Source organism: Pseudomonas sp. EA_15y_Pfl1_P101 (assembly GCF_963970835.1).
Taxonomy (GTDB): domain Bacteria; phylum Pseudomonadota; class Gammaproteobacteria; order Pseudomonadales; family Pseudomonadaceae; genus Aquipseudomonas; species Aquipseudomonas tritici.
This window is the reverse complement of sequence record NZ_CAXAPA010000001.1, coordinates 191,736-213,619: the sequence shown is the minus strand read 5'-3', so window position 1 is coordinate 213,619 and position 21,884 is coordinate 191,736. Positions and strand designations below refer to the sequence as shown.

Annotated in this window: 23 protein-coding genes; 15 read left to right on the top strand and 8 right to left on the bottom strand. The window is 61.1% G+C overall.

Going from position 1 to position 21,884, the window contains the following annotated elements; translation table 11 throughout:
* The first annotated feature begins 17 nt into the window (after positions 1-17).
* The 4 genes from AACY36_RS01055 to AACY36_RS01040 all read left to right on the top strand — a co-directional run bounded on the left by AACY36_RS01055 (position 18) and on the right by AACY36_RS01040 (position 2,836).
* The gene (locus AACY36_RS01055) at positions 18-290 is read left to right on the top strand and encodes a type B 50S ribosomal protein L31 (protein WP_339417808.1); all 273 of its coding nucleotides are present in this window, start codon (positions 18-20) and stop codon (positions 288-290) included.
* Between the two features lie 166 nt (positions 291-456).
* A complete protein-coding gene (locus AACY36_RS01050; protein WP_339417809.1) occupies positions 457-1,797 on the top strand; it encodes an HD domain-containing phosphohydrolase in 1,341 nt (446 codons plus the stop codon).
* Positions 1,798-1,925: 128 nt separating this feature from the next.
* Complete coding sequence (locus tag AACY36_RS01045) at positions 1,926-2,333, top strand: NUDIX hydrolase (protein ID WP_339417811.1); 408 nt, start codon at positions 1,926-1,928, stop codon at positions 2,331-2,333.
* Entirely contained in the window at positions 2,330-2,836 is a 507-nt protein-coding gene (locus tag AACY36_RS01040; RefSeq protein WP_339417813.1) for a GNAT family N-acetyltransferase, read from the top strand. Before AACY36_RS01045 ends, AACY36_RS01040 begins: the two co-directional genes overlap by 4 nt.
* A 56-nt stretch (positions 2,837-2,892) precedes the next feature.
* Here the strand turns inward: AACY36_RS01040 and metR are convergent, their stop codons facing one another.
* Entirely contained in the window at positions 2,893-3,810 is a 918-nt protein-coding gene (gene metR, locus AACY36_RS01035; protein WP_049709781.1) for a transcriptional regulator MetR, read from the bottom strand.
* Between the two features lie 182 nt (positions 3,811-3,992).
* Here metR and AACY36_RS01030 point away from each other — a divergent pair, with 182 nt between their 5' ends.
* The 5 genes from AACY36_RS01030 to AACY36_RS01010 all read left to right on the top strand — a co-directional run bounded on the left by AACY36_RS01030 (position 3,993) and on the right by AACY36_RS01010 (position 7,545).
* Positions 3,993-5,012, top strand: coding sequence for an alpha/beta fold hydrolase (locus tag AACY36_RS01030; RefSeq protein WP_339417814.1), 1,020 nt, complete (start codon positions 3,993-3,995; stop codon positions 5,010-5,012).
* 55 nt (positions 5,013-5,067) lie between these two features.
* Positions 5,068-5,721 carry a DsbA family oxidoreductase gene (locus AACY36_RS01025; RefSeq protein ID WP_339417816.1) on the top strand — a complete coding sequence of 218 codons (654 nt, stop codon included), beginning with the start codon at positions 5,068-5,070 and terminating at the stop codon, positions 5,719-5,721.
* A 125-nt stretch (positions 5,722-5,846) separates the two neighbouring features.
* Entirely contained in the window at positions 5,847-6,767 is a 921-nt protein-coding gene (locus AACY36_RS01020; RefSeq protein WP_339427117.1) for an arginase, read from the top strand.
* Complete coding sequence (locus AACY36_RS01015; protein ID WP_339417819.1) at positions 6,764-7,144, top strand: transporter; 381 nt, start codon at positions 6,764-6,766, stop codon at positions 7,142-7,144. Before AACY36_RS01020 ends, AACY36_RS01015 begins: the two co-directional genes overlap by 4 nt.
* The gene (locus AACY36_RS01010; RefSeq protein WP_339417821.1) at positions 7,141-7,545 is read left to right on the top strand and encodes an EamA family transporter; all 405 of its coding nucleotides are present in this window, start codon (positions 7,141-7,143) and stop codon (positions 7,543-7,545) included. Before AACY36_RS01015 ends, AACY36_RS01010 begins: the two co-directional genes overlap by 4 nt.
* A 25-nt stretch (positions 7,546-7,570) precedes the next feature.
* On the opposite strand, the gene AACY36_RS01005 is transcribed toward AACY36_RS01010, so the two are convergent.
* Positions 7,571-8,341 carry a MipA/OmpV family protein gene (locus AACY36_RS01005; RefSeq protein WP_339417823.1) on the bottom strand — a complete coding sequence of 257 codons (771 nt, stop codon included), beginning with the start codon at positions 8,339-8,341 and terminating at the stop codon, positions 7,571-7,573.
* Positions 8,342-8,569: 228 nt separating this feature from the next.
* Between AACY36_RS01005 and AACY36_RS01000 the strand changes: the two genes are divergently transcribed.
* From AACY36_RS01000 to AACY36_RS00975, 6 genes are all read left to right on the top strand, one after another.
* Positions 8,570-9,274 carry an MtnX-like HAD-IB family phosphatase gene (locus AACY36_RS01000; RefSeq protein WP_339417825.1) on the top strand — a complete coding sequence of 235 codons (705 nt, stop codon included), beginning with the start codon at positions 8,570-8,572 and terminating at the stop codon, positions 9,272-9,274.
* Positions 9,267-10,661, top strand: a complete 1,395-nt coding sequence (locus AACY36_RS00995) for an aspartate aminotransferase family protein (RefSeq protein WP_049709772.1) — start codon at positions 9,267-9,269, stop codon at positions 10,659-10,661. Before AACY36_RS01000 ends, AACY36_RS00995 begins: the two co-directional genes overlap by 8 nt.
* Positions 10,658-11,566 (top strand): alpha/beta hydrolase, encoded by a 909-nt coding sequence (locus AACY36_RS00990; protein ID WP_339427115.1) that lies wholly within the window; start codon positions 10,658-10,660, stop codon positions 11,564-11,566. The genes AACY36_RS00995 and AACY36_RS00990 overlap by 4 nt, the downstream gene beginning before the upstream one ends.
* A gap of 85 nt (positions 11,567-11,651) precedes the next feature.
* Positions 11,652-12,776 (top strand): GNAT family N-acetyltransferase, encoded by a 1,125-nt coding sequence (locus AACY36_RS00985; RefSeq protein ID WP_339427114.1) that lies wholly within the window; start codon positions 11,652-11,654, stop codon positions 12,774-12,776.
* On the top strand, positions 12,776-14,545 hold the full coding sequence (locus AACY36_RS00980) for a sensor histidine kinase (protein ID WP_339437934.1): 1,770 nt from the start codon (positions 12,776-12,778) through the stop codon (positions 14,543-14,545). The genes AACY36_RS00985 and AACY36_RS00980 overlap by 1 nt, the downstream gene beginning before the upstream one ends.
* Entirely contained in the window at positions 14,535-15,932 is a 1,398-nt protein-coding gene (locus AACY36_RS00975; RefSeq protein WP_339417834.1) for a sigma-54-dependent transcriptional regulator, read from the top strand. The genes AACY36_RS00980 and AACY36_RS00975 overlap by 11 nt, the downstream gene beginning before the upstream one ends.
* Before the next feature lie 32 nt (positions 15,933-15,964).
* On the opposite strand, the gene AACY36_RS00970 is transcribed toward AACY36_RS00975, so the two are convergent.
* The 6 genes from AACY36_RS00970 to AACY36_RS00945 form a co-directional block, all read right to left on the bottom strand.
* The gene (locus AACY36_RS00970) at positions 15,965-16,303 is read right to left on the bottom strand and encodes a GlpM family protein (RefSeq protein WP_339417835.1); all 339 of its coding nucleotides are present in this window, start codon (positions 16,301-16,303) and stop codon (positions 15,965-15,967) included.
* Positions 16,303-17,652: a sigma-54-dependent transcriptional regulator gene (locus AACY36_RS00965; RefSeq protein WP_339417837.1), complete on the bottom strand. Its 1,350-nt coding sequence runs from the start codon at positions 17,650-17,652 to the stop codon at positions 16,303-16,305. The genes AACY36_RS00970 and AACY36_RS00965 overlap by 1 nt, the downstream gene beginning before the upstream one ends.
* Entirely contained in the window at positions 17,649-19,550 is a 1,902-nt protein-coding gene (locus tag AACY36_RS00960) for a sensor histidine kinase (protein WP_339417838.1), read from the bottom strand. Before AACY36_RS00960 ends, AACY36_RS00965 begins: the two co-directional genes overlap by 4 nt.
* Positions 19,551-19,657: 107 nt before the next feature.
* A complete protein-coding gene (locus AACY36_RS00955; RefSeq protein ID WP_339417839.1) occupies positions 19,658-20,392 on the bottom strand; it encodes an amino acid ABC transporter ATP-binding protein in 735 nt (244 codons plus the stop codon).
* Positions 20,389-21,060: an amino acid ABC transporter permease gene (locus AACY36_RS00950; protein ID WP_339417840.1), complete on the bottom strand. Its 672-nt coding sequence runs from the start codon at positions 21,058-21,060 to the stop codon at positions 20,389-20,391. Before AACY36_RS00950 ends, AACY36_RS00955 begins: the two co-directional genes overlap by 4 nt.
* Positions 21,060-21,806: an amino acid ABC transporter permease gene (locus AACY36_RS00945; protein WP_065872525.1), complete on the bottom strand. Its 747-nt coding sequence runs from the start codon at positions 21,804-21,806 to the stop codon at positions 21,060-21,062. The genes AACY36_RS00950 and AACY36_RS00945 overlap by 1 nt, the downstream gene beginning before the upstream one ends.
* Between the last annotated feature and the right edge of the window lie 78 nt (positions 21,807-21,884).

Genomic DNA, 21,884 nt, shown 5'->3' with positions numbered 1-21,884 from the left:
GATGCCCCGGAGGCCTTATGAAAGCTGGTATCCATCCCGACTACCGCACCGTGCTGTTCCACGACACCGCCGCCGACGTGTTCTTCCTGATCGGCTCCACCGCCGACAGCGACCGCACCCACACCCATAGCGACGGCAACTCTTACCCCTACATCCCGCTGGACGTATCCAGCGCCTCGCACCCGATCTACACCGGCCAACAGCGCAAGACCCAGGTCGAAGGCCGGATTGCCGGGTTCAACAAGCGTTTTGCTTCGTTTGGTTCGAGCCCGAAAAACGCTGAAGCGTGAGGCATGTTGGTTTCCCCTCGAAGGCTGCTCTGGTTTCCGGAGCGGCTTTTTTATGCGTTGATGTCGGAAAGCTATCACCTTTTACCAAACCTACTAAACTACTCAGTAATGGCCAGGAAGGCACACCCCAACCTAAGGACCGCACACCGACGATCCGAGGTGTCTCATGGGAGAGTCAGTTACGTTCACCGATACCGACCGCGCCGTGGTGCTGTTGATTGATGCGCATCCGGAGGTTCTCCACAGCCTCACGCACCTGTTGCGTCTGGAACCTTTCGACCTGCACAGCGCCACTTGCGCTGCCGAAGCTTTGGTCATCCTGGCCAGCCAACCCGTCGACCTGGTGATGAGCGCCGCGCGCCTGCCGGACATGGACGGTGCTTCGCTGCTGGCTCATGTCCACCAGCGCTATCCCCACACCGTGCGCATTCTGCTGACAGGCGAGACCGACCTGACGCTGATCGTCAAAGCCATCAATGAAGGCGAGATCTACCGCTACCTGAGCAAACCCTGGAAAGATGAGGAGTTACTGCTGGCGCTGCGCCAATCCCTGGCCCACCAGCATTCCGAGCTTGAACGCCTGCGCCTCGAACAACTGATCCAGCAGCAGAACGATGAACTCAAGCAGCTCAACGCCACCCTGGAAAAACGTGTGGCCTCGCGTACCAGCGAGCTGCAACAGACCGCCGACATGCTCGACCTGGCCTACGAAGAACTCAAGCACAGCTACGCCACCGGCACGGAGGTGTTCTCGCTGTTGGCCAACCTGCGCCTGCCCCGCGCCAAGCAGACCAATCGGCAAATCATCGAACTGGTACGCACCTGGTGTGTGGCCCATGGTGTGGACGAGGCCAGCAACCGTGACCTGACCATGGCCGCCGCGCTTTACAACATCGGCAAGCTGAGCTGGAGCGACAGCATGATGGCTTCACCCTCGGACCTGCTGCACGGCAGCGACCGTGAACGCTATCGCGCCTACGCCACCCAGAGTGAATCACTGCTGATGACCCTGGACCCGATGAAGGATGCCGCGCGGCTGATCCGCCATCACCAGGAACGCTGGGACGGCAGCGGCTTCCCTGACCACCTCAAGGGTGAAGCGATTCCCGCCGGCTCGCGTCTGCTGAAACTTGCGGTGGATTTTATTGAGCTGCAAAAAGGTCTGATCCTGGAGCGGCAGATGAACAGCGACGAGGCGCTGCTGTACATCCGAAAATACGCTGGGCGGCTGTATGACCCGGTGATGGTCGAAGATTTTGTAATGGTCTGCGCCATCTACCTCAAAGACGTGACCTTGGGCGACCCCAGCGTCAAAGTCCTTGGCACCCGCGAGTTGGAGGAGGGAATGGTACTGGCGCGCAACCTCAATGCTGACAACGGCATGCTGTTGCTTAACGCCGGCAAGGTGTTGAACCTGCCGTTGGTGGACAAGTTGATTGCGTTCGAGGCCATGGAAGGCGCGCGCTACAGCTTGTTTATCAAGGAGCAAACTGCGCCCCCCGGCTGAGCGCGTTAAAGGATGTGGGAGCTGGCTTCAGTCAAACCGCTATCGCAGGCAAGCCAGCGCTCACATTGATTGCGGTGTGCCCGGGCGCATGTGATCCTTACGGCCTTTACCGCCAAGGACGACTTTTCATGACCTCCACGATCCGCATCGCCGCTGCCCTCCTGATCGGCGCTGACGGCCAGACCCTGCTGGTGCGCAAGCGCGGCACCCAGGCCTTCATGCAACCCGGCGGCAAGATCGACGCTGGCGAGCAACCCGCCGAGGCCTTGGCTCGTGAGTTGCACGAAGAGCTGAACCTGCGTATCGAGCCGAGCGAAGCCGTGTACCTCGGGACGTTCACGGCGCCGGCCGCCAACGAGCCGGGGTTCACCGTGGAAGCCGAGTTGTTCCAGGTGCAGATCGACGTTGTGGTAACCCCCGCCGCCGAAATCGAAGAGGTACGCTGGATTGACCCTGCCGGCGACGGAGGCCTGCAGTTGGCGCCCTTGACGCGCGATTTGATCCTGCCATTTTACCGCTCGTCCCTGAACGCATGATGGTTCGCACGCTGGGGACGCATGACGCCGAGGCCTATCGTGCATTGATGCTTGAGGCCTATGGCGCCTATCCCCAGGCGTTCACCTCCAGCGTGGCGGAGCGTGCCGCGATGCCGTTGAGCGGGTGGGAAAAACGCTTGAGCAGTCCGCTGGACCGGCTGCTCGGTGCTTTCGAAGGGGATGAACTGGCCGGCATTGTCGGCCTGGCGTTTGAAGCGCGAGAGAAAGCGCGGCACAAGGTGACGCTGTTCGGCATGTATGTGAACGCGGCCCACCAGCAAAAAGGGCTGGGCCGTCAGTTGGTCGAGGCGGCATTGGAAGAAGCGCGCAAACAGCCGCGCCTCAAGGTGATCCAGCTGACCGTCACGGCCGGTAATGACGCGGCGTTTGCCTTGTACCAACGCTGCGGTTTTATCCAATACGGCCTGGAGCCATTGGCGGTGCGCGTCGGCATCGAATACTTCGACAAGATCCACATGTGGCGCGAACTGGAAGATCACTGATGTTCAATGTGGGAGCTGGCTTGCCTGCTCCCACACGGGATCGCAGTGTTCTTAAGTCAGCGAACCGCACTCACCCCATCCAACGTTGAAAACGACGTGTCCTTGGCCGTCAGCAAAAAATCGCGCATATACGGCGCGTCCAGCATGTCCGCGCGAATCCCCGCGTACAGCGTCGCAAACAAGCCTTTCTCGCCCAGGCGCTTGGCCTTCACGTAGCCGCGCGAGCTGTATTCATGCAGCGCCCAATGCGGCATGCCGCACACGCCACGTCCGCTGGCGACCAGTTGCATCATCATCACTGTCAGTTCCGAGGTGCGCACTTGAGCGGGTTCCACGTCGGCCGGTTCCAGGAAGCGGGTGAAGATGTCCAGCCGGTCGCGTTCCACCGGGTAGGTGATCAGCGTTTCGGTCAGCAGGTCTTCCGGCACGATGTACGCCTTGTTCGCCAGCGCGTGCTGGTTGGCCACTGCTAGCATGGCTTCGTAGGTGAACAGCGGCACATAAGTGATGCCCGGCAGTTCCAGCGGGTCGGAGGTCACCACCAGGTCGAGGTCGCCGCGCGCCAGGGCCGGTAGCGGCGCGAAGGCAAAACCGGACGCCAGGTCCAGCTCGACTTCCGGCCAGGCATCGCGGAACTGGTCAATGGTCGGCATCAGCCACTGGAAGCAGCTGTGGCATTCAATCGCCATGTGCAAACGCCCCGCAGTGCCGCCGGCCAAGCGCGCGATGTCCCGCTCGGCGCCGCGCAGCAAGGGCAGGGTTGCGTCGGCCAGTTGCAACAGGCGCAAGCCGGCGCTGGTGAAACGCAGCGGCTTGGTCTTGCGCACGAACAATTGCATGCCCAGGCGCTCTTCCAGCTCTTTGAACTGGTGGGAAAGCGCCGATTGCGTCAGGTGCAGGCGTTCTGCGGCTTCGACCAGGCTGTCAGCCTCGCGCAGGGCGTGCAGGGTCTTGAGATGGCGGATTTCGAGCACGGGCTCTCCATGAGGAAAAATTGTAACGAAGGCGGATAGCGTGAGTTTGTCTCATGTTGAAACGCGTGTCGACCATGACCGCCGGGCACTCTTCATCAAACTGTCATGGAAGTGTGGCAGCGCGCTTGAACAAACTTCATCAGACTCGCGTTCTACTGGGGTTCTGCGTTTCGGTGTTTTTCATGCGCGTGTTGTTTTTACTGGCCGTTTTACTGTTCGGCCTGCCGTCTTTTGCGGCTTCTCGATGTGACGTCAATGTCCCGACCCAAACGGTCGACCTGGCTCAGGTGAGCATCGCTTACCAGAGCATCGGTCGTGCGTCCGACCCTGCCTTGTTGCTGGTGATGGGCCTGGGCGGGCAGTTGATCCACTGGCCGGACGAAGTGGTGGTCGCCCTGTGCCAACAGGGGTTCCGGGTGATCCGCTACGACAACCGTGACGTCGGCCTGTCGACCTGGCGCCAGGCGCCGGCGGGCGCCAACCTGACCTTTGAGGTACTGCGATACAAGCTCGGCTTGCCGGTGGCGGCGCCGTATACGCTGACCGACATGGCCGACGACGCCTTGGGCTTGATGAACGCTTTGCAGGTCCAGCAATTCCATGTGCTGGGTGCGAGCATGGGCGGCATGATCGCCCAGCACCTGGCGGCCATGGCGCCGCAACGGGTCGAGAGCCTCACGTTGATCATGACCAGTTCTGGCGCCGAAGGCCTGCCAGCGCCGAATGCGGCGCTGGTGCAATTGTTATCACGGCGCAGTGCGCCCAATCGAGAAGTGGCGCTGGAGCAGCAGGCGGACCTGTTGGCGGCGCTGGGCAGCCCGAATGTGAAGGATGATCGCCAGGCGTTGCTGCATCAGGCGGCGCTGTCCTACGACAGAGCGTTCAACCCAGAAGGCGTGAAGCGCCAGATCATGGCGATCCTTGCCGAACCGAGCCGGGTGCCATTGCTCAACCAGTTGCGCGTGCCAACCCTGGTCGTGCATGGCACGGCCGACCCGCTGTTACCGGTGATGCACGGCGTGCACTTGGCGGCGCATATCCAGGGCAGCCAGTTGAAGCTGATTCCTGGCTTGGCCCATCGTTTTCAAGAGGCGTTCAAGGCGCCATTGCTGGCGGCGGTGTTGCCGTACCTGCAAGCGCATCGTGAAGATGCCGCGCACTGGGCGCAGATTGACCCGGTCGCGCCTTCGAAGCTGCTGTGACATTGGTGTATCGTGCAACCTTTGCGGCCCATTCAAGCCAGCGAGGTTGCCTGCCATGAGTACTCCCCTGAAAATCGATTTCGTCAGCGACGTGTCCTGCCCCTGGTGCATCATCGGCCTGCGCGGGCTGACCGAAGCCCTCGACCAGCTTGGCGCCGAAGTACAGGCCGAGATCCATTTCCAGCCGTTCGAGCTGAACCCGAACATGCCCGCCGAGGGCCAGAACATCGTCGAGCACATCACCGAAAAATACGGCTCCACCGCCGAAGAATCCCAGGCAAACCGTGCGCGAATCCGCGACATGGGGGCTGCGTTGGGCTTTGCTTTTCGCACTGATGGTCAGAGCCGTATCTACAACACCTTCGACGCCCACCGCCTGCTGCATTGGGCCGGGCTGGAAGGCTTGCAGTACAACCTCAAGGAAGCGCTGTTCAAGGCGTATTTCACTGACGGCCAGGACCCGTCCGATCATGCGACGCTGGCGATCATCGCCGAAAGCGTTGGCCTGGATATCAAACGTGCGGCCGAGATTCTCGCCTCCGATGAATACGCCGCCGACGTCCGCGAACAGGAACAGCTGTGGATCTCCCGTGGCGTGACCTCGGTGCCGACCATTGTGTTCAACGATCAGTACGCCGTCAGCGGTGGCCAGCCAGCCGAGGCATTTGTGGGCGCGATTCGGCAGATCATCAGCGAAGCCAAATCCTAAAGCCAGGCACAGATCAAACTGTGGGAGCGAGCAAGCCCGCTCCCACATGGGTTACTCGCTGTCCTCAAGACAAACGCTGGCCCGTCCCTTGCATTGACCCCCTAAAGCCTTAGGGGAACACTGCCTTGAACATTCTTGACCTCGACCACAGCCTCACCGGCCAGGCGCCGATTGCCCGGCGTTTGGCCAGCGGCCGTGCCACGCGTATCGACCTGCTGGACCTGGGCCCCAAGCTGCGCCTGTGGTCTACCGAAAAAACCTGGAAGCGCTTCGCTGAACGCCTGGCCCTGCGGCCTCGGCCTAAGGATGCGCGGCCGGAAATCCTGTTTGTCGGCTCCGGCGATTATCACCACCTGACGCCGGCGTTTCTCGCCGACTTGAAAGAACCCATCAGCCTGATCCACTTCGACAACCACCCCGACTGGGTACGCTTTGCGCCCAAGCGTCACTGTGGCTCATGGGTCAACCGTGCGCTGAAAATGCCGGCGATCAAACGCATCGTCACCCTCGGCCCGTGCAGCGATGACCTGCATAACCCACAACTGCGTGGCGGCAACCTCGGGGCGCTCAAGCGCGGGCACTTGCAGCTGTTTCCCTGGCAGCATCCGCCGTCGAAAGTCTGGGGCCGGGTGGGGGATGGCGCCGGCCATCAGCAGCGCGAAGACCACCTGCATTGGCGCAACCTGGCTGAGCTGGACTGGGCCGCTTTCCTCGATCAGATGATCAGCAGCCTGCCCACCGAAGCGATCTGGATCACCCTCGACAAGGATGTGCTGGCCAGCGAAGACGCGGCCACCAACTGGGACCAGGGCGGCATGCGCTTGACCCACCTGCTGCAAGCCCTGCGGGCGTTGGCGGCGCGCAAACGCATCATCGGTATCGACGTGTGCGGCGAGTTCGCCACACCGGTGTTCAGCAATGCGTTCAAGCGCTGGGAGGCCAAGTCCGACCAGCCACCGCCCGAGCGCTGGAGCGCAGAGGATCTGCAGCGCAATGCGGCGACCAATGAAGCCCTGATCGACCTGTTTGAGGAGCTGTTTGCGTGACGTTGACTGTGGTGTTGCTGGTGGCGTTTTCCATCGTGCTCGATGTGGTCGGCCAACTGTTTTTCAAGCTCGGCCTGGACCGTTTACCGGAGCTGGACGGCGGTTTCCGCCTGAACGCGTTCTGGGGCCAGGTGTTTAATGCGCCGTTGCTTTGGGCTGGGATCGGCGCCTATGTCGTCGAGTTTTTCGTCTGGCTTGAAGCCCTGTCGCGTGCGCCTTTGAGCCTGTTGTTTCCAGCGGCGGCGCTGGCGTATTGCGGGGTGGTACTGGCGGGCAAGGTAGTGCTGGGCGAAACCGTCAGCCGCCGCCGTTGGATGGGCACGCTGGTGATTACGCTGGGTGTGATGTTGGTGGCCATTGCAGGGAGTCAGGCATGAGTACGCAAACGATGAATACCGGATGGCTGCACGGGCGCTTCGGCACCGTGGTGTTGTGGGCCTTGCTGATCTGTACCGAAAGCGCTGGCCAGTTGTTTACCAAAGTGGCCGGTAATCAATTGGGGCAGATGGATTTCAACTGGCAGTGGCTGGGTGAGGTGGCCCGCAACCCAGGCATTCTGGCGGCCATAGCCTGCTACATCGGCGCGTTCTTCGTGTGGATGCTGATCCTGCGGCGCAGCAGTCTGTCCCTGGCGTTCCCGCTGAGTTCACTGGTGTTTGTGGTGGTGTTGCTCGGTTCGTGGCTGGGGCTGGGGGAACATATCAGCCCGCTGCACTGGGTGGGGGTGGCGGTGATTATTGGCGGGATTGCGCTGTTGGCCGAAGGCGAAGAGAACTGAGGTTTCTCTCACTCTCTCGTAGGAATTAATCGAACTTGTAACTGATCGCCGTCTGCACCTGGCCCTGGTTCACGTCGCCGGTTTGCTTGACGATGCTGCTGTCCGCCGCTGAGCCCACCAAATGCACCCAACTGGCACTGGTCAGCAGCGACCATTTTGCGTCCAGCGGGAACTCGAAACTCTGGGTCAGCGTGACGTTCTGGAAACCACCACTGGCGTTGTACGGGCGAATCCCGGAGGCCGCGGATTCATTGGCATCTACCCCGAAATACGTCTGGGTCTGGCGCGCGTCGGCGAAGTTCGCCGCCAGGCCGGTGCTGCCGATAATCCCGCCGCCCAGTGGGTACCCGAGTTCGCCACCGAGCTTGCCCAGCGCGCCGCTTTGCGAATGCCCGCCGCCCACGGCCTGGCCCAGCCGCGCATAAATGCGCCAGAAGTCGGCGGGCGCGTACTGGATGAAGCCGCCTACCTCAGCCATGTCCGATACATTGCGCAAACCTTGCAGCGAGCCATTGGAGGTGCGTCCTTGCAGGTAATTGATATAGGGGCCGGCAGTGAGACCGTTGGTGTTCAGCGCGCTCCAGGTCAAGCCGTCATCGGTGCTCAGGCTGACACTGCCCCAGTCCAGATCCAGGTACGGCACGGGCCGTGTTTCATAGCGGCTGCCGGTGGGGTCGTGGGGCTGGTAGCTGAAGCCCGCGCCCACTTCGCCGGTGATTGCATCGGCCAGGACCGTGCTGGAGAAGCCACACAGCCCCAGTAAACCGGCGAATACAGCAGAAGTAGCCTTGAGCATGGAGCCGTTTCCTCGTCTGGACAGGCACGCATGAACGCGCGAAGGGCCACCTGTACGCAAGCACTCATCTTGTTTGTAGCAAGCTACAAAAATTGTAGTTTGCACGACACATATTGCTTTGGAACATCAGGCAAAGCCCCGGCCCTGCTGGGCGCCGGCCAGTTGGCACACTCTCTGCTCTACCCCTTGTGCAAGCGCACTGAGCGCGCCCTTACAAGGTAAACGTAGATGATCCACTGGCATATCGTGTGTGACTTCGACGGGACCATTACTCCCACCGATGTCATCGACAACGTCCTCCAACGCTTCGCCGGCCCCGAGTGGGAAACCATCGAACAGGAATGGCTGGATGGGCACATCGGTTCACGCGAATGCCTGAGCCGCCAACTGGCGCTGATCAAGGCGACGCCCTCCGAACTGCTGGCGTATTTCGACAGCGTGGAGATTGACCCGGACTTCCCGGACTTCGTCGATCACGTGATCGGCCTGGGCGCGTCCATCGAAGTGGTCAGCGACGGCATCGAGCAGGGCATCGCGCGGATCCTCTCGCGCAACTACGTGAGCTTGCTGCCGATCCTCGCCAACCGCCTGCGCCAGGTCGACCAGAACAGCTGGCGCATCGACTTTCCGTACGCCAGCGACGCCTGCCGTGCCGCGTCCGGCAACTGCAAGTGCAAATCCACCCCACGCCACAAGCGCGTGCTGGTGATCGGCGACGGCAAGTCCGACATGTGCGTGGCCTCCACCGCCGACTTTGTCTTCGCCAAGGGCAGCCTCGCCGACTACTGCGGGGCCAACAACATCCCTCACGCGCGCTTCGACAGCTTTGCCGAAGTGCCTGCATTGCTGGCGCTGCTGCCACAAGGCATCGCCGCCAACGCCACCACCTTCAACACCTCTTCCGACAATCAGGAACTCTTCCACCATGTCTGATATCCGTATTGCTACCGCCGAAGACCAGATCCTTCTGGATAAAGAAGCCAAATACTGCTCCTACGGCGACACCGTTCACTACATCGAGCCGCCGCGTATTTTCAGCCGTTGCGAAGGCTCCTACGTGTGGGACACCGAAGACCAGGCCTACCTCGACCTGCAAATGTGGTACTCGGCGGTCAACTTCGGTTATGCCAACCCGCGCCTGAACAATGCGCTGAAACAGCAGATCGACACCCTGCCGCAAATCGCCAGCCAGTACCTGCACAAGGGCAAGATCGAGCTGTCGGAAATGATCGCGGTGGACGCCAAGAAGAAGTTCGGCCTCGACGGTCGCGTGCACTTCAACGTGGGCGGTTCGCAGTCCATCGAAGACTCCCTGAAGGTGGTGCGTAACGCGTCCAACGGCAAGAGCCTGATGTTCGCCTTCGAAGGCGGCTACCACGGCCGTACGCTCGGCGCGTCGTCGATTACCTCGAGCTTCCGCTACCGTCGCCGCTACGGCCACTTTGGTGAACGCGCCAACTTCATTCCGTTCCCGTACCACTTCCGCGGCCCTAAAGGCATGACCAAGGAAGAATACGGCAGCCAATGCGTGCAGCAATTCGCGCGCTTGTTCGAGACCGAATACAACGGCGTCTGGGACCCAAAAACCAATCAGTGTGAATACGCAGCGTTCTACGTCGAGCCGATCCAGGGCACCGGCGGCTACGTGATCCCGCCGATGAACTTTTACCGCGAACTCAAGCACGTGCTGGATCAGCACGGCATTTTGATGGTCTCCGACGAAATCCAGATGGGTTTCTATCGCACCGGCAAACTGTGGTCGATCGAGCACTTCGACGTGCAGCCGGACGTGATCGTCTTTGGCAAGGCGCTGACCAACGGCCTCAACCCGCTGGGTGGCATCTGGGCCCGTGAAGAATTGATCAACCCGAAGATCTTCCCACCAGGCTCGACCCACTCCACCTTTGCCTCCAACCCGTTGGGCACGGCGGTAGGTCTGGAAATGTTCAAGATGACCAACGAAGTCGACTACGGCGCGATGGTCATGGCCAAGGGCAAGTTTTTCCTCGAAGGCCTGCAAGACCTGCAGAAACGTTTCCCGATCATCGGCGACGTCGACGGCCTGGGCTTGGCCCTGCGCTGCGAAATCTGCGGCCCGGACGGTTTCACGCCAGACAAGGCGACCCTGGACTACATGGTCGAAGAAGGCATGAAAGGCGACATGGTCGTAGATGGCCAGAAACTCGGCCTGATCCTCGACGTGGGCGGTTACTACAAAAACGTGATCACCCTGGCACCGTCCCTGGAAATCAGCTACCCGGAAATCGAACTGGGCCTGAAGTTGCTTGAACAACTGCTGGTGCGGGCGACCAACCGGTGAGCCAGGCAGAGATCGACCTCGGTGAAGGTTCTGCCGGTTTCGTTCTCGGTGAAGGTCCGGTCGGGGTCCTGTTGATCCACGGCCTGACCGGCACCCCGACGGAGTTGCGCCAGGTCGCCAAGGGCCTCGCCAAGGCGGGCAATTGCACGGTGTATGTGCCCACCCTGGCCGGGCATTGCGGTGACAACAGCGACCTGCAAGCCACTGGCTGGCGCGACTGGTACGAAGGGGTGCGCAAGACCTTCGTCGGTGTGAAACAGCGGCACGAGCAGGTGTTTGTCGGTGGTTTGTCGATGGGCGCGGTGATGTCGATGTACCTGGCGTCGGAGCATCCAGGCCAGGTCGCCGGCTTGCTGATGTACTCCACCACACTCAAGTACGACGGCTGGAGCATCAGCAAAATGGCGTTCATCACGCCGTTGCTGATCCGTATTCCATTCGGCGTGCGCCTGTTCCGCTTTACCGAGAAACCGCCCTACGGCATCAAGAACGAACGCCTGCGGGCCATCGTTGAACGGCAGATGAAAGAGGGCGAAAGCAGCGAAGCGGGTTTGTTGACGATGGAGGGCGTGACCGTGCGTGAATTGCACTGGATGAACGCCGTGGTCAAAAAGCGCATGCCATCGATCAACGTACCCGCGCTGGTGTTGCATTCCATTGAGGACGACATCACCAGCCGCTGGAACGCCGATTACGTGGAGCGCCACTTGGGCGGGCCGGTGACCAAGATTCTGTTGGACAACTGCTACCACATGATCACCGTCGACCTGCAATACCGCCGGGTGATCGAGTTGAGTGCCGAGTTCATCGAACAGCACACGCATTATGTTCTGCCAAATCGGGTCGTTGTGGGAGCTGTCGAGCTTAAGCGAGGCAGCGATGCAGGCGCCTCGGTCTATCAGTGAAACCGAGGTGATGCTATCGCAGCCTCGCTTAAGCTCGACAGCTCCCACATTGGATCGGCGTTCGCCAAAGAAATAAGGGGAATACGTGATTACCACCCAAGCCTTTCCAACCATCCGGGCCATCCAGCGCAGTGCCTGGAACGACTGTTTCCCGGGAGCCCTGGAAGACTGGGACTATTACGTCGCCGTGGAAAACGCCGCTATCGATGATTTTCAGTGGCGTTACCTGGCGGTCTACGAAAATGGCACGCTGGTGGCAGTGGCCGCCGCGTTCATTACTCATTATCGCCTCGACACCACGGTATCGGGCGCCGGCAAGCGCCTGACCGAGCGTGTAGAACGGCTGTGGCCCGGGTTTTTGCAGTTGGGGTTGTATGCCCTCGGCTCTCCGGTGGCCGAACGTTGCGACGTGGGTTTCGCCAGTGGCGTGGCGGATGCGCGCCGCCCGATGATGCTCAAGCACCTGCTGGAAGCCGCGCGCCGGGATGCCGATGACGTTGGTATCGGCCTGGTGGCGGTCAAGGACGCGCCGAGCAGAGACCCCTATTGGCTTGAGACTTGCCGGGCGGCAGGCTTTCAAAGCATGCCGAGCCTGCCCACCGGCGTGTTGCCGCTGCCTTATGGATCGGTAGATGCTTACCTCGGCTCGCTGGGCAAATCCACCCGCAAGGACCTGCGCCGCAAACTGCGCGCGCCGGGGCCGCGGGTGGAGTGGCGGCGCAATATCGACGACGTGCTGCCCGACGTCATGCGCCTGTACGAAGCCACGCTGACACGCGCCGAGTTGCAGTTCGAACGGCTGCCTGCCGGCTACTTCACCGGCGTGCTCGAACGGCTTGATCAGCGCGCGGTCTGTGTTCTTTACTGGGTAGACGAGCGACTGGTGGCGTTCAACCTGATGCTGGTGGACGAACAACGGCTGGTGGACAAGTTTTTCGGGCATGACGTCGAGTTCACCCGCGACTACAACCTGTACTTCCGTAGTTGGCTGACTAACGTCGACTACTGTATTCAGAATAATATTGCGTTGTATGAGTGTGGGCAGGCCGGGTATGCCAGTAAGCTGCGCCTGGGCTGTGAGTTCCAGGGTAACCGTGTGTTTTTCCGCCACCGCAACCGGCTGGTCAATGGCCTGCTCAAGCTTGTAAAAGTGTTTATTCGACCGGACCGTTCCGACCCCGCCATGGCTGCTGCGATAAGCGAAACCTGATGATCACCAAGACCCGCCAGAAAGCCCGCCCCTTTGCCATTTCGCGCTGGAGCGTCCAGCGCAAGCTGGTGCTGGCGTTCTGGTTGGTCAGTGTGATCCCGACCATGATCGCGGCGGAGTTGGCCGCCACTACGTTGTCGCAGATCTTCGACAGCAACGTGCGCATCTGGCTGCAGGAATCCACCAAGATCGTCAAGGACGAGATCGGCGATATCCTTCATGACAACGCGCGCATGGCCAAATTGTTCCTGCGCTACACCAGCCCGCCTGAGAACAAGCAAGCCGCCAAACACGACCGGCTGACCGCCGACATTGCCGATGCCACTGATATCGACGTGGTAGCGTTGATTCGCACCAGTGACCAAAAAGTCGTGTTCAGTACCGCCGCATCCGACATCGTCAAGCAGATCAGCCTGGCCAAAAATACGGTGTTGCAGACTGTGCAGGTGGGGGGCGTGTCCACCGGCATCGTGGTCTCGACGTTCGATACCTCCCAGGACGGCGTTGATTACGAGCTGCTGGTCGGGACTTACCTGGACAGCAGTTTCCTCACCAGCGTGGCCGATGTGCATTCCCTCGACCTGCGCCTGTACCTGGCCAACCCGGACGGTTTCTCCGAGATTTTCTCGACCCAACGGTTTGAGGATCACCCTTCGCGCATCCCCAAGAGCGTTGAAACCGCGATGCGCGCCACCCGGCAGCCCAGCGAGCAGTTCACCAATAACTACAGCGGTTTGTACTGGCCGATCTTCAATGATGCCGGTGACTTGCAAGGCGTGATTTTCAGCGGCCTGCTGCGCCACACCAGCCTGGTCGGGCTGGTGAACCAGAGTAATCTGTTCGTGCTGATCTTCCTGCTCAGTTCGGCGCTGTCGTTGGCGGCCGGGGTGTTGGTGTCGCGACGCCTGACCAAGCCTTTGCGCGACCTGTCCCAAGGTGTTAACGCGGTGATTTCCGGCGACTACGCGCACCGCGTGGAGGTCAGCGGCGGCGACGAGCTGGCGCAGTTGAGCAGCACCTTCAACCACATGAGCGAGCGTCTGGGCGAGTTGCATCACCTTGAAGCCCAGTTGCGTCGGCGTGATCGCCTGCATGCCTTGGGTGAAGTCGCCATGGGCCTGGCTCACGAGATCCGCAACCCGCTGGGGATCATCAAGACGGCGACGCAACTGCTGCACCGTCGCGCTGACCTGGCGGAAACCGACAAGCGTCACCTGGAATACGTGATCAGTGAAGTCAGCCGCATCAACGACCTGATCACCGAGTTTCTCGACTTTGCCAAGCCCAACCCACCGTTGCGCGTGCTGCAGCCAACGCGACCCTTGGTGGAGGAAATCCTCGGCTTCTGCGGCCCGGAATTGGCCACCCATAACATCGATGCACACATCGACGACCAGGCGCCGGGGGCGACGATCTACGCGGATGCCAAGCAGCTCAAGCAGGCGTGCCTCAACCTGATTCTCAACGCCATCGACGCAATGCCCGAAGGTGGACGCCTAACTCTGGGCATTCGCGCCGTGGGCGAAAATACGGTGATCAGCATCGCCGACACCGGCCAGGGTATTCCGGCGGAAATGGTCGAGCGTATCTTCACGCCATTCGTCACCACCAAGGCTTCCGGCACCGGCCTGGGCCTGGCTAAAGTCTATTCGATTATGGAAAGTCACGACGGCAGCATCGAATGTGCCAGCGAGAAAGATGCCGGCGCCACGTTCAGCCTGTACATTCCGGCAATGGGCGAAGACGACGAGGACAGTCATGACGCATAACATTCTGGTAGTCGACGACGAACCCAAGCTCTGCGACCTGCTTGCCTCGGCCCTGGGCCAGAACGAGGTGCAGGTGTTTGTCGCCGGCAACGGCCTGCACGCGCTCAAGGTGCTGGAGCAGGAAGACATCGACCTGGTGATCAGCGATTGGCGCATGCCCGGCATGGACGGGCCGGCGCTGCTGGCCGAGATCAAGGTGCGCTACCCGCACGTGCCGGTGATTGTGATGACCGCCTACAGCACGGTGAAAAACGCCGTGCAGTCGATGCGCAACGGCGCCTACGACTACATCGCCAAGCCGTTCGATATCGACGAGCTCGACATCACCGTGGCCAAGGCCCTGCAATTTCGCGACATCATGCGCGACAACGCACGCCTGCGTGCCGAGCTGGATGAGCACGCGCAGTTCGACAGCCTGGTGGGCGACAGCCCGGCGTTTCGCAAGGTGCTGCAAGCGGTGGACTCGGTGCGTGACAGCAGCGCCACCATCCTGCTGACGGGTGAAAGCGGCACCGGCAAGGAAATGGTCGCCCGCGCCATCCACAAACACGGCTGCCGGGCTGACAAACCGTTCGTGGCGGTCAATTGCGCGGCGATCCCGGAAGGCTTGCTGGAAAGCGAAATGTTCGGCCATCGCAAGGGCGCGTTTACCGGCGCCGTGGCTGATCGGGTAGGGCGCTTCCAGCAGGCCGACAAAGGCACATTGTTCCTGGATGAAGTGGGCGATATGCCCCTGGCGTTACAGGCCAAGATCCTGCGCGCCTTGCAGGAGCGGGTGATCGAGCCGGTGGGCGACCCCCGCGAGCGCAAGGTGGATGTGCGGGTGATCGCCGCTACCAATAAGAACCTGCTGGAGGCGGTGGCTAACAAAGAGTTTCGTGAAGACCTTTATTACCGCCTCAACGTGTTCCCGATTCCTTTGCCGGCCTTGCGCGAGCGTGTGGAGGACATCGCGCCCCTGGCTCGCCACTTCGCCCACACCCTCAGCGCCACGGCCGGCAAGCGCATTACCGGTTTCAGCGCCGAAGCGTTGCAGGCCATGGCGGCGTATCACTGGCCGGGCAATATTCGTGAGCTGCAGAACTGCGTGGAGCGCGCGACCATCGTGGCCGCCTCTCCCGTGATCGAAGATATCGACCTACCGGGTTATTTGTTTGCCTCGAAGCCGAGCGAGGGCGGCTTAGCGGCGATCCTCAGCGAGGGGCCGGGGATTCCCCAGGACCTGGATGCGGCGCTGGCGGAGGTGGAGAAGGCCTACATTCTGGCAGCGTTGCAGGAGAGCAACGGCGTGCAGGCTGCGGCGGCGGCGAAGATCGGGATTTCGGAGAGGAGCTTTTGGTATCGCTTGAAGAAGCTGGGGATTCAAGTCGACAAGATCGTACGCTGATCCCCTGTTAGCTACATTTCGACCGTGTTTTGTCAGGAATGGACGCGTACCCAGATGCTGACCAGGACGGTTGCGGCCATCAACCACGCTACCGCCGCTACGGCTAAAGAGGCCTCCAACCGCATCCGATCCACCACCACATACAACGTCGCCAAATACACAAAATACGGAATGATCGACCACATTCCGAACAGGATGGTGGTCTTCAAATCGTCCACCGAGCGGCCCTTGCCGACGATGTAATGCGCGATCAACGCAAAGGTCGGAAACAGCGGTACCAACCCTGCGATGTAATAGTTCTTGGTCTTGGCCAGCGCCGCCAGGATCAGCACCACCGCCGCGCCCAGGGCGGCTTTCAAGAATAGATCCATCAGTGGCTCAACCCGTACTTTTTAACTTTATCGAACAAGGTGGTCTTGGCCATCCCCAATTCCTGGCTGGCCTGGGTCAGGTTGCCGCCACTGCGTTGCAAGGCATCGTTGAGCAGGTTGCGTTCGAAGGCCTCCACCGCCTCGGTAAAGGCCAGGCCATGGTTGCCGCCGCTGGCGCCGCTTTTCTTGAAGGCGGGCAGGCCCAGGGCGAAGCGTTCGGCGACGTTGCGCAGTTCGCGCACGTTGCCGGGCCAGTCGTGGCTCATCAGGTTCGACAGGGTCTGGTTGTCCAATTCCGGCACGGCCCGGTCGAAGCGCAAGGATGATTGCTGCAGGAAATGTTCGAACAGCTGCAGGATGTCTTCGCGGCGTTCGCGCAGCGGCGGCAGTTCAAGGGTCACCACGTTGAGGCGGTAGTACAGGTCGCTGCGGAACTGACTGGCACGGCTCAATTCGTCGAGGTCGGACTTGGTGGCGGCTATCACCCGGCAATCCACTGCCACGCTCTGGTTCGAACCCAAGCGTTCCAGGGTGCGTTCCTGCAGCACCCGTAGCAGTTTGATCTGCAGGTTGATCGGCATGCTTTCCACTTCATCAAGGAACAACGTGCCTTCGTGGGCGTGCTCGATCTTGCCGATGCGGCGCTTGCCGGCGCCGGTAAAGGCGTTGGCTTCGTGGCCGAAAATCTCGCTTTCGAAGAGGTTCTCCGGCAAGCCGCCGCAGTTCAACGCGACGAACTGGTGCGAATGGCGCCGGCTGAAATCGTGCAGGCAGCGCGCGACCAGTTCCTTGCCGGTGCCGGTCTCGCCTTCGATCAGCACGTTGGCCGAGGTGTCGGCGACGTTGGCGATCAGCTCGCGCAGGTTCTGCATGGCGGGCGAGCGGCCAATGATGCGGCCCTCGAGGGCGTCGCGCTCGGCCAGCTGACGGCGCAACGACCAGACTTCCCGCGCCAGCCCGCGCTGCTCCAGGGCGCGACGGGCGACGTCCACCAGGCGTTCGGGGGAGAAGGGTTTCTCCATGAAATCGTAGGCGCCGTTGCGCATCGCGCCGACCGCCATGGAGATATCGCCATGCCCGGTAATCAGCACCACCGGCAGGCTTTTATCCAGGGCCTTGAGGCGGGTGAGCAGCTCCAGGCCATCAATGCCCGGCAAGCGGATGTCACTGATCACAATGCCCGCGAAGTTCTCGCCGATGCGCTTCAAGGCTTCTTCGGCACTGCCCACGCCGACGCTGTGGATGTCTTCCAGTGCCAGGGCTTGCTGGCAGCCGAGCAGTACATGGGGGTCGTCTTCGACGATCAGCACGGTGAGGTCGTCTTTAGGGACTGTAGCGTCTGTATTCATGTCGACTCAGCTTTTTGAGCACCCGCCAGCGGCAGGCTCAGGACAAAGGTCGTTCCACCACTGGCCGGATGCTCCACGGCAAGGTTGCCGCCAGTGGCCGCCGCGAGGCTGGCGGAAAGCGTCAGGCCCAAGCCCAGGCCTTGCTCGCCGGGTTTGGTGGTGAAGAACGGTTCGAACAAATGTTTGCGCGCCTCGGCGTCGATGCCGTGGCCGTTGTCGCGTACGTGCAGGCGATATTTGCCCTCGCTGCTGCTGCCGTCCAGCCACAGCTCGGGGGCAGGTTGGGCCTGCATGGCGTCGAGGGCATTGCCGATCAGGTTGACCAGGATCTGCTCCAGGCGCGTCTGGTCGATTTGCAGTTGGGCGGGGACAAAGTCACGGTGCACGCTCAGCGACAGGTCGTCCAGGCGCGCGCCCAGTACCTGGAACGCGGCGTCCACGGCTTTGGCGAGGTTGGCTTCGCCCTGGTCATCGCCGCGCCGGGCGAAGGAGCGCAGGCTGGCGGTGATGCGGCCCATGCGGTCGATCAGTTCATTAATGGTCTTGAGGTTGGCGCTGGCGGTGTCGAGGGCGCCGCGCTCGAGGAAACGCACCGTGTTGCCGGACAAGGTGCGCAAGGCGGCCAGGGGCTGGTTCAGTTCGTGGGCGATGCTGGTGGACATCTGGCCGATAGCCGCCAGTTTGCCGGCCTGCACCAGTTCATCCTGGGCGCGGCGCAGGGTTTCTTCGGCCTGGCGGCGTTCGCGGATCTGGCCCTTGAGCCGTTCGTTGCTGGCGCGCAGGTCGGCGGTGCGTTCGGCAATCCGACGCTCCAGCTGGCTGTTGGCTTCCTGCAGGGCTTCCCGCGCGGCGAGGCGGGTGGCGATGACTTTGCGCCGCTCATTCCAGGCAATCAGCAAAAACGCCACCAGGCCAAACGCGACCGCCACCAGGATGCCCTGGTTGATGGCGGCGCGACGCAGGTCGTTGAGCGGGGTAAGCAGGGTGAAATTCCAGGGTGTGTCATTAAGCGGACGGGTTTGCGCCAGGTAGCTGACTTCGCGCTGGTCGTTCACCACTTCGTTGTTGGCTGGGAACGTCAGTTTCTCGGTGGCTTCATTGAGGCGCTCGCGGGCCAGGGGTTCCAGCTCGTTCAATGTCGCCCAGTAATACTGCAGGCTGTGGGCCAGGCGATCCTTGGTGTCATCGCTCAGCGGGCGCACGGCCTTGAGGCGGCGGGCCGGGTCGCTGGAAAGGATGATGATGCCGTTCTCATCGCTGACGAAGGCCTCGAGGCGCGCGCGTTGCCAGCGTTCCTCCAGGGCTTCGAGGCGCACTTTGACCACGGCGACGCCGATGATTTTGCCGTGTTCTTCCAGGCCGTGGGCCAGGTAGTAGCCAGGTTCGCCGTTGGTGCTGCCGATGCCATAGAACCGCCCGGGCTGACCACGCACGGCGTTCTGGAAGTAGGCACGAAAGGACAGGTCTTCACCCTGGTAACTGTCGGCATCGCGCCAGTTACTGGTGGCCAGCACGCGGCCGGTGGTGTCCATCACGTAGATGGCCCGACTGCGACTGCGTCGGTTCAGGCCTTCGAGGTAGTCGTTGACGGTCTTGCGGGTTTCCTGGGTTGGGTCGGCCAGCAGTTTGGAGACGCTGGACTCCAGTTCCAGAAGGCTGGGCAGGTAGGTGTATTTGCTTAGTTCGCTTTCGACGGTGCGGGCATGCAACTCCAGTTGGCGTTCGCCGGTATCGCTGAGGGTGCGGATGCCGTAGTACTCACTGATCCAGAAGCCGATATAACCCAGGCTGATCATCAGGGCGATGATCAACGGCGGCAGGAACAGTTGGCGTATCAGGCGTGGTTTCACGGCAAGTGATGGCGGTGCGGCGCGAAATTGGTTGGGGTCGCATTTCATCACAGATGCCTTGGGTCAACCAGCGCTTGCCTGCCTGTACGGTCCATTGTGGGAGCGGGCTTGCTCCCATAATGGATCCGGTTTCTACAGTGAAAGCGCTGTAATGCTTAGTGCTGCAGGATTTTCTCAAGGAATTGCTGCGCGCGTTCGGAGCGGGCGCTGATGTCGCCGAAGAATTCTTCTTTCGGGCAGTCTTCGATGATCTTGCCGGCGTCCATGAAGATTACGCGGTCGGCCACTTTGCGGGCGAAGCCCATTTCGTGGGTCACGCACATCATGGTCATGCCTTCGTGGGCCAGTTGCACCATCACGTCCAGTACTTCGTTGACCATTTCCGGGTCGAGGGCTGAGGTGGGTTCGTCGAACAGCATCACGATCGGGTCCATGGCCAAGGCGCGGGCAATAGCCACACGTTGTTGCTGGCCGCCGGAAAGCTGACCCGGGTGCTTGTGGGCGTGCGCCGACAGGCCTACACGCTCAAGCAATTGCAGGCCCTTCTTGGTGGCTTCTTCCTTGCTGCGACCCAGCACCTTGATCTGCGCGATGGTCAGGTTCTCGGTGATGGTCAGGTGCGGGAACAGTTCGAAGTGCTGGAACACCATGCCCACGCGTGAACGCAGTTTTGGCAGGTTGGTTTTCGGGTCGGCGATGGAGGTGCCGTCGACCACGATGTCGCCCTTCTGGAACGGTTCCAGCGCGTTGACGCACTTGATGAGGGTGGACTTGCCCGAGCCGGACGGCCCGCACACCACGATCACTTCGCCTTTTTTGACATCAGTGCTGCAATCGGTCAGCACCTGGAAGTCGCCATACCACTTGTTGATGTTCTTGATAGAGATCATACGGCAAACCTTTTTTGCAGACGCTTGACCAGCAGCGAGGCGGAAAAGCTGATGATGAAGTAGACGACACCGGCAAAGATCAGGAACTCATTGGAGCGGCCGATGATGTCGCCGTTAGAGCGGGCGGAGTTGAGGAAGTCCACCAGGCCCACGGTGTAGACCAGCGAGGTGTCCTGGAACAGGATGATCGACTGTTGCAGCAGCAACGGGGTCATCTTGCGGAACGCCTGGGGCAGGATGATCAGGCGCATGGTCTGGCCATAGCTCATGCCCATTGCCTGTGCCGCCGCCATCTGGCCCTTGGGGATCGACTGCACGCCGGCTCGCACGATTTCGCAGAAGTACGCGGCTTCGAACATCATGAAGGCCACGACGCAGGAGGCGAACGCGCCGATTGGGGTGTCTTCGCCGGTGATCCAGCGCAGCACGAACGGCACCGCCAGGTAGAACCAGGTGATCACCAGCAGCAGCGGGATCGAGCGGAAGTAGTTCACATAAGCGCCGGCGAGGCGCGACAGCAGTTTGCTGGACGACAGGCGCATCAGCGCCAGGACCGTACCCAGTGCGATACCGCCGACCACGCCCATGACCATCAACTGCAAGGTCATGACCATGCCGTTCCACAGGCCCGGGATGGCGGGGATGATGCCGCTGAAATCGAAGTCCATTATTTACCCCCCACGGAGATCAGGCCGGGCACCGCGACTTTCTTCTCGACCATGCGCATCAGCAGCATCAGGCTCATGTTTAGGGTGAAGTAGATCAGCGTGGCCAGGGTGAAGGCCTCAAACAGGTTGGCCGAGAACTCGGCGGTCTGCTTGGTTTGTGCCAGCAGTTCCATCAGGCCGATCAAGGACGCCACGGAGGAGTTCTTGAAGACGTTGAGGAATTCCGAGGTGAGCGGCGGAATGATGATCCGGTAGGCTTGGGGCAGCAGCACGTTCCAGTAGATCTGCGGCAGCTTGAAACCCATGGCACGTGCAGCTGATTCCTGGCCACGCGGAAGTGCCTGAATACCGGTACGTACTTGCTCACACACTCGGGCGGCGGTGAACAGGCCCAGGCATACGACGACGCTCAGGTAAGCCGAAGTGGTCGGGTTGAGGTCTTGTTTGTACCAGTCTTGCAGGTTCTGCGGCAGCAGGTCGGGTATCAGGAAATACCAGATGAATAGCTGAACCAGCAGCGGCACGTTACGGAACAGTTCCACATAGCAGGTCGCAATGCCCGCTACGAGACGGTTCGGCACGGTGCGCATGACGCCCAGAATGGACCCCAGCAGTAAGGCGATAATCCATGCCACGACAGCGATGGCGATGGTCCAGCCCAAGCCGGCGATGTACCAGTCGAGATAAGTCTCGCTGCCCACGCCGGTGGACTTGAAGAACACGCTCCAGTCCCAGTTGTAATTCATTAGGGTCTCCCCCGAAATCGATCGATGTACAAGCACCCGCTTGGGGAAGATCCTTTCCCGCCTGACGGTGAACGCCAG